This window comes from Nonomuraea sediminis (assembly GCF_018531495.1).
GTDB lineage: Bacteria > Actinomycetota > Actinomycetes > Streptosporangiales > Streptosporangiaceae > Nonomuraea > Nonomuraea sediminis.
In genome coordinates, this window is sequence record NZ_JAHDTI010000026.1 from 24,680 (window position 1) to 35,246 (window position 10,567).

Below are 10,567 nucleotides of genomic sequence, written 5' to 3' on the forward strand. Positions count from 1 at the left end.
GCCTCACTCGTCCACGGCACGCCGGTTGGCGCGCAGGTAGAAGACGGCGAACACCAGGGAGATCGCGATCAGGATGTTGCCGAGCGCGGCCCCCTGACCGAAGTCGAACTCCTGGAACGACAGGTGGTACGACTGCGTCGCGATGGTCTGGCTGGCGTTGGCGGGGCCGCCGCCGGTCAGTGCCAGGATCACGTCCAGCACTTTGATCGTGTAGACCACGCCGAGCACCAGCACGACACTCACCACCGGACGCAGCAGCGGCCAGGTCACGTACCGAAACCGCCGCCAGCTGCCCGCCCCGTCCAGTGAGGCGGCCTCGTACAGGTCCTCCGGGATGTCCTGGAGCCCGCCGTACAGGATGGTCAGGTTGAACGGGATACCGATCCAGATGTTCACCAGGATCACCGCCACCAGGGCCAGTGAGGTGCTGGTCAGCCAGCCGGGGTGCTCGCTCGCCACCCCGATGGCGGCGAGGAACCGGTTGAGCGCGCCGTTGTCCTTGTCGAGAATCCACCTCCAGACCGCGCCGGAGGCGATCAGCGGGATCAGCCACGGCAGCAGGATCAGCGAACGGAGCACGCCGTTGAGCGGGAAACGGCGCCGGAAGAACATCGCCAGGGCGAGACCGATGACGAACTGCCCGGCGATCGAGCCGGCGGTGAACAAGACGGTGTTCAGCATGGCCTTGCTGAACACCGGGGAGGACACCACCGCGGCGTAGTTGGCGAACCCGACCCACGGCGCCTCGCCGGTGTAGAAGGTGCTCGTCGAGTACTGCTGGAACGCCATCACGAAGTTCTTGACGATCGGGTAGCCGAAGAACGCCACCATGTAGCTCACGGCCGGGGCCAGGAACAGCACCCGCGCGGCGCGGTTCTGGAAGCGGTTCGACTGCCAGAAGGAAGGTCCGGCGACGGCCTCGTCGTCCGCCACAGTTTCCGGAGGTGGTGGATCTGTCTGCCGTTCCATCGTGGACTGTTGTCGGTGCTCAGCCATTCTGCGCCGCTTCCAGGGCCTTGGCCGGTGTGGCCTGGCCGGTCAGCGCGGACTGGAACGCGGTGTAGATCTTCGTGGCCGCCTTCGGCCAGTCCGCGCCGAGCTCACCGGTGCGGGCCCGCGCGGTCGGGATCTGGTCGACGAAGCCTGCCATGTTCGGGTTGCTCGAGCTGAACTTCGCCAGCAGCGCCGTCTTGGTGGGGATGGTCTGGTTGTCCTTGGCGAGGCTGAGCTGGTTGTCGTCCGAGTTGAGGCAGGCGACGATCTTGGCAGCCTTGGCCTGCTTGTCCTTGTTCCCGGTCTGCGGCACCGCCCACGTCTCACCGCCGAGCGGCGCGACGACCGGCCTGCCCGCTGCCGGTGCCGGGATCTTCACCACCCCGTACTTCACGCTCTTGTTCTCCTCCAACGAGGGGAACTGCCACGGCCCGTTCACCATCATCGCGGCCTTACCCGCCTTGAACTGGTCGTTGACGTCCGCCTGGGTCCAGTTCAGAGCGGATTTCGACACCGAGCCGTCGTTCATCAGGTCGACCCACAACTGCACTGCCTGCGCGGTTTCCGGCGTCGCGATGTTCTTCTCGTCGCCGCCGTTGGACCACATGAACGGCAGGAACTGCCAGGTGCCCTCGTAGTTCGCCGGCGCCGAGAACGCCAGTCCGTACGTGCCGCCGGAGGTCAGCTTCTTGGCCGCCGTCTTCAGCTCCGCCCAAGTCGTGGGTGGCGTTACGCCCGCCTTGGCGAGCAGGTCCTTGTTGTAGAACAGCCCGATGGTGTTGGTGATCGGCTGCAGGCCGTAGAGCTTGCCCTTGTACGTCGAGGCGCTGACCACGCCTTCGGCGTACCCGTCGGCCTTGAGCCCGAGGTCGTTCAGCGGGGTGAGGGCGCCGGTCTGGGCGATCTGCTGGAGATCAGGGTTGTCCAGCATCAGGACATCCGGAAGGGTACGTGAGGACGCCTGCTGGAGCACCTTCTGGATCAGGGTCGCGCCGGGCACCGACTCTCGCTGGATGGTGACACCGGCCTGTCGGCCGCACGCGTCGATGACCTTCTGCCAGACCGTCTTGCCCGGATCGTTGTTGTAGTAATCGAGCACCCGCAGGCTTGAGGAGTCGCCGCCGGTATTCGAGCCGCCGCCGGGCCCCCCGCCGCAGGCGCTGAGCGCGAGGGGCAGGGTGAGCATCGAGGCGAGCGCGGCCTGGGTCCGGGGGGAGCGGATCATGTCGTGTCCTTTCGGATACGGAAGGTTCCGGGGCGGTTTGGTGTCGATGCGCATCGACTTTGTGCGTAGCGGGTCCTGGGTCGAAGCCACCGATGATCAGTGGGCGGGAGCGGGCATCACGGTCGTACGACGAGTGAGTCGTGGCGCGACCAGCTCGATCGCGGGAGGTTCCACCGCGGAACTCGGATCGAGTAGCCAGAACAGCGTCTCCATCGCGCGCCGCGAGACGTCGCGTGGTTCCTCGGAGACATTTGTGTACTGCGGATCGGACAGTTCGGCCTCCCGGTCGGGACTGAGTCCGATGACGGAGATGTCACGGCCCGGCACGACGTCTCGCTTCCGCAGTGCGTCCAGCAGCGGCACGATCGCGTCGCTGTGCGGCACCAGCACTCCGAGACGCCCGCTGGTGCGCTGAGCGAGGAGCTGATCGGCGACCTTCGCGGCGGCCTCCCGTCCACGCTCGACCGGTTCGATCACCGTCAGCGGAAGGCCGCGCACCTGTGCCTGCCGACGCACCGATCGCAGAAACCGGCCGACGTAGTTCAGGCCACGCTTCATCGCCGAGGCCGTATAGCCCACCACGACGATCTCGTCGTGCTGGGTGTCGGCCAGCTCGTCGACGGCCATCCGAGCCGCCGCCTCGAAGTCGAGGTCGACGCAGTGCAGCCCGGCCGGGTCGGCCGGCACACCGATGAGCACCACCGGAACGGACAGTGCGGCGGCCACCGGGACCCGGTCGTCCTGCTCCTGGATGTCCATCATGATGATCGCGTCGCACAGGGCCCGTCCGGCGAGGCGCCGCAGACCCGCCGAGCCCTCGTCCGCGGTCACCAGGAGAACCTCGTGATCGTGGGCGCGAGCCGAGCTGGCGATGGTCTCTATGAACGGAAGCAACCCGAAGACCTCACCCCCGACCCCGAAGGGCACGACCAGACCGATGACCTGGGTACGACGCCCCGCCAGAGCCCGGGCACTGGAGTGCGGCTCGTAGGTGAGCTGTTCCATCGCGTCCAGGACCCGTCGCCGCGTGCGCTCAGAGATGGGTCTCTTGCCAGTCATCACATAGGACACGGTGCTCTGCGATACGCCGGCGACGCGCGCGACGTCCTTGCTGGTGAACGCCATGACACCCCTTTGGAGGAAATCGTCGATACGTATCAACCGCCAGTTCCGACACGCTACGACGGCGATCGTCCGAGCCACAAGACATCTCCGGAAATATTCTGCAATCCCTGTGGTTGCCCGAAACTCGGCCGTTGGGGCCGACCTGGGGTTCGGTCTGGCAGGCATGATCGCCGTCATGGCATTGCAGCTAGGGAGCGAAGCGAGGACTCCTTCAGGACTTCGAACGTGCCGCCGACCAGCGGGACATCTGACGAGGAGGGATGTACTCGAAGCTGACCAGCCCCAGCCGTCGCAGATCGAGTGACGGCGCATGCGTCCACCGGTGCTTCGAGGTCGTCGCGAGCGTCCACTTGGCCTAATGCCGACGCCACCGCGGCGACCGGGCCCGGTAGGAGAGCAGCGACGGGTGCGACGACACCGACCGTTGCCGGAATCCCTGCTCCCAGGTGAGCCGGGTCTCGGCTCCAAGCTCCCATCCCTTTCGGTGGACCTCGTGCCATGCCCGTGCGTCCATGCCCGCCGGGTCGTCGTGAACCAGGCGACCCCATCACGCACCAGGCGGTCGCGCACCCGGCGGACCCGCGTCCTCCTCGCGGTACCGCGCGTCGTGCTCCGCCATCGGATCCGTCGCTGGATCAGCCATGCAGACCGCCCTGGTGATGAGTTGTCGCGCCCGCACCCGTCACACCTACGACGGGACACGACGAGGCGGAAGGATGACGTGATGAGTGCGGACACGCGGCTGGATGAGCTGAGCGAGAGCGGTCTGGACGGGGTCGACGAGTCGGCGTTCTCGGGGCTGGCGGAGCGGCACCGGCGGGAGCTGCACGTGCACTGCTACCGGATGCTCGGCTCGTTCGAGGACGCCGAGGACACCGTGCAGGAGACCTTCCTCCGTGCCTGGCGGCGGCGGGAGACCTTCGAGGGGCGGTCGACGTTCCGGGCCTGGCTGTACCGGATCGCCACCAACGCCTGCCTGGACCTGCTCGCCAAGTGCCGCCCGGAGCCTGCGACCGGCGGCGAGGTGCTGTGGCTGCAGCCCTACCCAGACCGGCTGCTCGACGAGCTGCCCGCGGGCCACGCGGACGAGCCGGAGACCGTCGCCGTCGCGCGGGAGACCATCGAGCTGGCGTACCTGGTCGCAGTCCAGCACCTCGCGCCGCGCCCGCGGGCCGTGCTGATCCTTCGGGACGTGCTCGGCTGGCCGGCGAAGGACGTCGCGGAGCTCCTCGGGGACTCCGTCAACTCCGTGAACAGCGCGCTGCAGCGGGCCCGCGCCGGCATGCGGGAGCACCTGCCCGCCGAGCGGCAGGACTGGACCGGCGGCGAGGAAGACGCCGGGACGCGCGAGGTAGTGCGCCGCTATACCGACGCCAGCGTGGCCACGGACGTCGACGGACTCGCCGCGCTGCTGCGGGACGACGTCCGCTGCTCGATGCCGCCCACGCCGGGCCTGTACGTCGGCCGCGACACGGTGGTGAACGAGTGGGTCGAGAGCGGCTTCGAGGGCATGAAGCACCTGCGCGCCGTCCTCACCTCCGTGAACCGGCAGCCCGCCGTCGCCTTCTACCTCTGGCGGAAGCGGGAGGGCGCGTACCTGCCGCTGACAATCGACGTCCTCCGCGTCACCGGCGGGGCGATCACCGAGATCCTCACGTTCCACGACGACCAGTTCCCGCGGCTCGGGCTGCCGGAGCGCCTGCCGGCGGACGGCACGGAGTAGTCCCGGTGTGGACGCTCGCGCTGCGCGGTGGTCGCGGCGGTCCTGTGGAACCCCGGCCGTCGCACGGCGAGGGTGCGCATCGTCACCCCAAGGCCAGGACCGTCACATGCCGGTCAACACACCCCGTAGGCCAGTTACCGAATGATGGAGGAACGACATGAACAGCATGAATGACACCGGGGGCGTCGCAGGCCCGGCATCGGGCCAGACCAGCCACACCCACCGACTCCGCGGGCTCGCCGGCACCGGCTTGATTGCCACGCTCGCAGCGATGGTGGCCACCACCCTCGCCGCTGCGCTTGCCCAGACCGTTGGCGTCGACTTCGAGGTCCCCGATGGCGGCGAGTCGATCCCGTTGCCCGGGTTCGCCGTGGTGACCGGCTTCTTCTCCGTCGTGGGCATCGTCATCGCCGTCGCTCTTCTTCGTTGGAGCGCTCGCCCCGCCGAGCGTTTCGTGTGGACGGCAGTGTCGCTGACCGCGATCTCGTTTGTCCCGCCCCTCCTCTCCGGGGCAAACACCGCTACCACCATCGCCCTCCTCGGGCTACACCTCGTCCCTGCGGCGGTGATGATCCCCATCCTGGCGCGGAGCCTCCGTACCCGGAGCGATTGACGATCCCGCAACGGGACCACGCGCGGCGCAAGGGCGTGCGGGGTCGCTCAAGGTCGGCTCTAAAAAGCTCTGACCTGCGGAAAACGTCCGCAATCGCGATCAAGGCCGCTCCCTGCGGATATGTGAGTGCGGACACCTTGACGCGACGCCCCGTCTCGTAGAAGCCTCCGAGTGGGCAACTTCTCGCGAGGAGGTCGTACGGATGACTGGTGAAGAAGAGGCCCGGGAGCAGGATCCGGCTGCGTTAGAGCGGATGTGGCAGCACTCGCTACACCTGGACACGATGCTGTTCCAGCGGGCCAACCTGTTCTTGGTGGTGGAGTCCCTGTTGATCGTCGCCTTCGCGCTGGTGCTGGGGGTAGCGAATCAGCCGGGTAGCGCGATCACTGACATGGCTCTCGCGGTCGTGAGGGTCATCGCGGTATTCGGCATGTTGCTCACGGCGGTTTGGGGCTATGTGGGCCACCGTCACTTGCGCTACTACGAGCTGCTTCGGGCAAGACAACGAGATGTCTTTCCGGAGTACAAGGAGCTCAGGGAGCAATGGCGCCCAAGGGGCATCAGCTCTCTTCCGCTGGTCACATACTTCCTGCCGCTGCTCGCCGGCGCACTGTGGATTCTCTGCTTGCTGATCACATTGCGCTGATGCGGGCGTGTACCCGAACCCGGCTACCAGTCCTGTGAGGTGCAGAGGGGCGGGCCTGGCGGTGGCCCGTTGCCCCGTTCTTGATTGCAGGCTCTCAGCTTGCCGTTGCGTGGCGGGCATGTAGGGCATGGGGCGTTGCTGCCGCGTGATGGCCGCATCGCGAGCGGGTCGACGGGTTGGTCGCGGTTGAGCCTGATCGGATCGCTGTGGTCGGCTTCGCCCGCTCCGTCATGGCCGCAGGGCTCGGGATGGGCCGCTCGCCCAAGCTGACGGTACGGCAGCAGGCCGAACTGGTGCGCATGCATGCCACCGGCGAGTACACCGTCGCCGACCCGATGGAGGTGTTCTCCATCGGAAGGGCGACGGTGTACCGCGCTCTCGAACGCGCAGGCGTAGGCACGCCGGCCGGCGGAGCCCGGACATGAGCACGCCCGCCTCATCAGAACTGCGGCCTGGCCGCCGACGTCATCAACCCGGAACTCGAGCCGCACTCTCTGTTCTGAGGCTCACGAAGCCGTGGGGAATTGGGCCGGCAGGCCGTCCAACAACTGGCTCAGCAGCGGGTATCCGCCATCGACGCGGATCACCTGGCCGGTGACCGTGGCGAACGCGCCGTCCACGAGCGCGGCGATCGGGCGAGCCAGGTCCTGCGGCCGCAGCATCGTGCCGGTCACCGACCGATCGCGGAAGTGGCGCCGGATGCCCTCGGTGAACACCTCAGCGGTGGCATCGGTACCAACCGCGCCAGGGGCGACGGCATTGACGGTGATGCCGTCCCGTATGGCCTCGCCGGCGACCTGTTGGGCGAAGGCGTTCACGGCGGCCTTGGCAGTGGACTGGGCGGCGCTGCCGATGATCAGCTCGGCCGCGGTGGCGGAGACGTAGACGATCCGGCCGGACCGCCGTTGACGCATGACCGGCAGCACCCGCCGGGTCAGGTGGTAGACGCCGGCCAGCTCATCACTCATCTTGGCCGCGAACGCCTCCCACGGCACATGCTCCAGCGGGCCGAATGGCGGCGCCGCGGTGTGGGCGTTGGCCACCAGCACGTCGATCCGCCCGTGCTCGGCGACCACCCGGTCCACCAGCGTGGTCACCTGGGCCTCGTCAGTCACGTCGGCCTGGATCGCCTGCGCGGCGCCGATCTGCTTGGCCACCAGCTCTGCGGACTCGGCGTCGCGCAGATAGTTGACGATCACGTAATAGCCGAGCCGACCCAACTCCCCCGCGGTCGCGGCCCCGATTCCCCGGCTGGCTCCGCTGACCAGCGCCACTTGCTTGCCGTTCATCTGTCTCTCCTGACTCGTCGTACGAAGACGCGAGAGACGCTAGGTTTTGGGCTTACCTTTTGTAAGTACGCACCTTCAGGTAAGCCGTAGAGATAGCGGTAGGTGAGCAGGTGGACGAGAGCGACGCCCGGTGGATCAGTGACACGTTTCACAGCGATTGCCCCGGGCGGGAGGTGATGGAACATGTCACCGGACGGTGGGTGCCGATGATCCTGGCCGCCCTGACGCCTGGGCCAATGCGCTTCTTCGAGTTGCGCCAGCGCATCGAGGGCATCAGCGAGAAAATGCTCTCCGCCAAACTGCGGACCCTTGTCCGCGACGGGCTGGTAGAGCGCACCGTCGAGCCAACCACACCGCCGCAGGTCAGCTATGAGCTGACCGATTTGGGTCAAGGCCTGTCCCGCCCGTTCGGCCAACTGGTCCGCTGGATTTCGGCGCACACCCCGGAGGTCATCGCGGCCCAGCAGCGCTATGACCGCAGCATAAATCCTGCGGGTCAGGCGATTCCGAGTCCGTAACGCAGATCGTGGTGATCTGCACCTCCTATCATCAGCTCGCTTGCCCACGCCCTCCTGGCGTTCGACGCCAGGAGGGCGTGGTAATCGAGAGGCAAGCAACCAGCGCCGACAGCTACCGGGACCGCTCCTGCCGCGGAGTCCGACACTCCTGCCCCCGCCGCGAAGACAGAGAAGAAGAAACTCCCCAGCGTGGTCGGCATGAACCTGCAGGTCGGGCAGGACACGCTCCAGGCCGCATGCTTCTACGTCCTCGACGACCAGGACGCGACAGGACAGGGCCGATTGCTGATCTACGACCGCAACTGGGTGGTCACCAAGATGAAGCCGCCCGCAGGGAGCAAGGTGAGCGCCGACACGCTGATCACCCTGTACGCCAAGAAGTACGGCGAGTAGGTCGCCTCGCCTGTCCGCAGCCGGACAACCAGCCCGACAACCTCACGGGCACCACACGCGTCTCATGCCTGTCACGTTCCATCCCCACTCCTCAGGGGCGCGTGTTGATCAAACGTCTGCTCGTTGCAGCCACTCTCGCGGGCGTCGTTCTCGAAGCCCCCGCTGCGGCCCCTCCCCCCCTCCGCGGCCACGCTCGCGCACGCCAGCACGGCATCGTCCTGCTACAAGCAGAGCGGGAACCACTGGGGTGTGCATCACGCCCGGAGCGTTCTGCTTGAAGGCCGCCCATAACAGGTACTGCTATGCCAAGGTCACCAACAAGCGGTACAAGTGCACGTACAAGAACGCCGACCCGTACTGGCGGTGGAGAGCCTAGGAGCAGACTCCCCCTACGGAACGCGGAGAGATGCGAATGCCCCGCCGCCCCCATGGAGCAGCGGGGCAATGTCCAAACCTACGCCCAGGCGGCTACCAGGTGATGGTCGGGCTGAACCGGAAGGCATACCCGACGTACTTACCTTCGTAGTACGCATCGACGTTGAAGTACGTCTCGTAGCTGTGGCCGCCCTTCATCCAGATCACGTCGACCGGCCCGTAGCGCTTGTACCAGACCTTCGCCCGGGCGTCAGGCGTGCAATCGTAGGTGTGGCCGTTGACGTACCCCTCGGCAGTGTCGCTGACGTGAATGGTGACGCTGCAGTTCGACCAAAGGCCGGGATTCGCCGCGCAATCCAGAGTTCGGTGAACGCGTTGGCCTGCGGAGCCCGAGGTGGCGTCTTGAGGATGCCGATGCCCTTGGCCGTGAAGACTTCGTCGAACATCGTGGTGTACTTCGTGTCCCGATCGCGGATGAGGAACCTGAACCCCTCCCCCTGTCCCCCAGAGCGGCGAGTTCACCGGCGATCCGCCGGTAACCCCACAGCGGAGTCTCCCGGGCCAGACGAAGCGCCAAGGCCTGGACGGAGACGCGGATGGGAGGCCGACCCTGGCTATGGCGCTTGAAGTTCCAGCGCCGCCGTACCGGATCGGCGTGCGAGCCCAGCAGCGTGCCCGGCGTCACGAACAACCGCCGACGACCGGCTGGGGACAGCAGCCGCGCCAGCGCGCTGGTCACCGCCCGATCCGCCCACGACGGCCGAGGCCTTGCCACCTGCCGAAGCAACACCGCGAGCTGATGACGCAAGACCCGACCTCTGCGAGCGACCCAGCAGCACCACCACCCCGCGAGCCGGATGAAGATCAGATAGAGCAACCGCAGCGGCATGAACAGCGATCATGCCCGCCAGAACAGGAACGCCAAACCCAGGTCAGCCCCAACGGCTGAGGCACCCACAGGCCCAGGGCGCGCTCCCCGCCGTCGAGACGGGGCCGCCTGCTGGGCCTGCTCGGCCGCCGCACCCGCTACGGGGCCGACCCCGCGTTGCCCTCACTGGAGCTGGCCGCCAATCAGGGTGCGCAGACCGAGGTATGGACGCGCTCACTTCCTGGCCGCCTTCCTCCCGAGGGAGGGCGAGCGGGCCCAGCGTCTGCACACCGACGCCGTCGTGCTGGACACCGACATCACCACATGGGCCGGCGCGCGGGGCGTGATCCCCGAGGTGGCCGCCCGCGCGAAGAAGCGCGGTTCGACCTCGCTGACCGGGCCTGCCGGAGCCTCCACCAGTTCCTGACCTGGGAGACCTGATCGGCTCGGCGACGCCGGTGGGGCGTGCCGCCTGCCGACGGCACGCCCCACGCGCGATCCGGATCACCGGCGGCTACCCGTCAGCGGACGATGCCCTGGGTGTCAATGTGGTTGCCGTCCCAGTCGCCGGTGATGGGCAGGTCGGAGGCGTCGCCGTAGCCGATGGAGGTGGTGGTTTCGGTGCCGCTGGTCACAGGGCTGGTGCGCATGTAGAAGGTGTTGCCCATACGGACCCCGATGTTGTCCTTGCCGTCGCCGTCCCAGTCGCCCACCAGAGGGGCGGCACCGGGGTCGCCGTAGCGGAAGGTGTAGGAGGCCTGTCCGGTCTGGGGCGTGTTGGACAGGTAGAAGGTGCCGT

Annotated in this window: 13 protein-coding genes; 7 read left to right on the forward strand and 6 right to left on the reverse strand. The window is 67.4% G+C overall.

Annotated features, from left to right (window positions below; translation table 11 throughout):
* Positions 1 to 3: 3 nt before the first annotated feature.
* The 3 genes from KIK09_RS55100 to KIK09_RS55110 all read right to left on the reverse strand — a co-directional run bounded on the left by KIK09_RS55100 (position 4) and on the right by KIK09_RS55110 (position 3,421).
* On the reverse strand, positions 4 to 933 hold the full coding sequence (locus KIK09_RS55100; RefSeq protein ID WP_308164472.1) for a carbohydrate ABC transporter permease: 930 nt from the start codon (positions 931 to 933) through the stop codon (positions 4 to 6).
* Between the two features lie 55 nt (positions 934 to 988).
* On the reverse strand, positions 989 to 2,218 hold the full coding sequence (locus tag KIK09_RS55105) for a sugar ABC transporter substrate-binding protein (RefSeq protein ID WP_214323709.1): 1,230 nt from the start codon (positions 2,216 to 2,218) through the stop codon (positions 989 to 991).
* A 96-nt stretch (positions 2,219 to 2,314) separates the two neighbouring features.
* Positions 2,315 to 3,421, reverse strand: a complete 1,107-nt coding sequence (locus KIK09_RS55110) for a LacI family DNA-binding transcriptional regulator (protein WP_214323710.1) — start codon at positions 3,419 to 3,421, stop codon at positions 2,315 to 2,317.
* Positions 3,422 to 4,067: 646 nt separating this feature from the next.
* Here KIK09_RS55110 and KIK09_RS55115 point away from each other — a divergent pair.
* The 4 genes from KIK09_RS55115 to KIK09_RS55130 all read left to right on the forward strand — a co-directional run bounded on the left by KIK09_RS55115 (position 4,068) and on the right by KIK09_RS55130 (position 6,750).
* Entirely contained in the window at positions 4,068 to 5,066 is a 999-nt protein-coding gene (locus KIK09_RS55115) for an RNA polymerase subunit sigma-70 (protein WP_214323711.1), read from the forward strand.
* A gap of 157 nt (positions 5,067 to 5,223) precedes the next feature.
* Complete coding sequence (locus KIK09_RS55120; protein ID WP_214323712.1) at positions 5,224 to 5,679, forward strand: DUF6069 family protein; 456 nt, start codon at positions 5,224 to 5,226, stop codon at positions 5,677 to 5,679.
* A 202-nt stretch (positions 5,680 to 5,881) separates the two neighbouring features.
* Positions 5,882 to 6,325 (forward strand): hypothetical protein, encoded by a 444-nt coding sequence (locus tag KIK09_RS55125; protein WP_214323713.1) that lies wholly within the window; start codon positions 5,882 to 5,884, stop codon positions 6,323 to 6,325.
* 176 nt (positions 6,326 to 6,501) lie between these two features.
* Entirely contained in the window at positions 6,502 to 6,750 is a 249-nt protein-coding gene (locus KIK09_RS55130) for a helix-turn-helix domain-containing protein (protein WP_250574280.1), read from the forward strand.
* An 81-nt stretch (positions 6,751 to 6,831) separates the two neighbouring features.
* Here the strand turns inward: KIK09_RS55130 and KIK09_RS55135 are convergent, their stop codons facing one another.
* Complete coding sequence (locus KIK09_RS55135; protein WP_214323714.1) at positions 6,832 to 7,614, reverse strand: SDR family NAD(P)-dependent oxidoreductase; 783 nt, start codon at positions 7,612 to 7,614, stop codon at positions 6,832 to 6,834.
* Positions 7,615 to 7,724: 110 nt separating this feature from the next.
* On the opposite strand from KIK09_RS55135, the gene KIK09_RS55140 reads away from it, so the two are divergent.
* The gene (locus KIK09_RS55140; protein ID WP_308164474.1) at positions 7,725 to 8,132 is read left to right on the forward strand and encodes a winged helix-turn-helix transcriptional regulator; all 408 of its coding nucleotides are present in this window, start codon (positions 7,725 to 7,727) and stop codon (positions 8,130 to 8,132) included.
* 198 nt (positions 8,133 to 8,330) lie between these two features.
* Positions 8,331 to 8,525: a hypothetical protein gene (locus tag KIK09_RS55145; protein ID WP_214323715.1), complete on the forward strand. Its 195-nt coding sequence runs from the start codon at positions 8,331 to 8,333 to the stop codon at positions 8,523 to 8,525.
* Between the two features lie 468 nt (positions 8,526 to 8,993).
* Here the strand turns inward: KIK09_RS55145 and KIK09_RS55150 are convergent, their stop codons facing one another.
* Positions 8,994 to 9,422 carry a hypothetical protein gene (locus tag KIK09_RS55150; RefSeq protein WP_214323716.1) on the reverse strand — a complete coding sequence of 143 codons (429 nt, stop codon included), beginning with the start codon at positions 9,420 to 9,422 and terminating at the stop codon, positions 8,994 to 8,996.
* A gap of 554 nt (positions 9,423 to 9,976) precedes the next feature.
* Here KIK09_RS55150 and KIK09_RS55155 point away from each other — a divergent pair.
* The gene (locus tag KIK09_RS55155) at positions 9,977 to 10,195 is read left to right on the forward strand and encodes a hypothetical protein (RefSeq protein WP_214323717.1); all 219 of its coding nucleotides are present in this window, start codon (positions 9,977 to 9,979) and stop codon (positions 10,193 to 10,195) included.
* A 94-nt stretch (positions 10,196 to 10,289) separates the two neighbouring features.
* On the opposite strand, the gene KIK09_RS55160 is transcribed toward KIK09_RS55155, so the two are convergent.
* The coding region (locus KIK09_RS55160; RefSeq protein WP_214327582.1) for a hypothetical protein at positions 10,290 to 10,567 on the reverse strand (278 nt) is incomplete at its 5' end.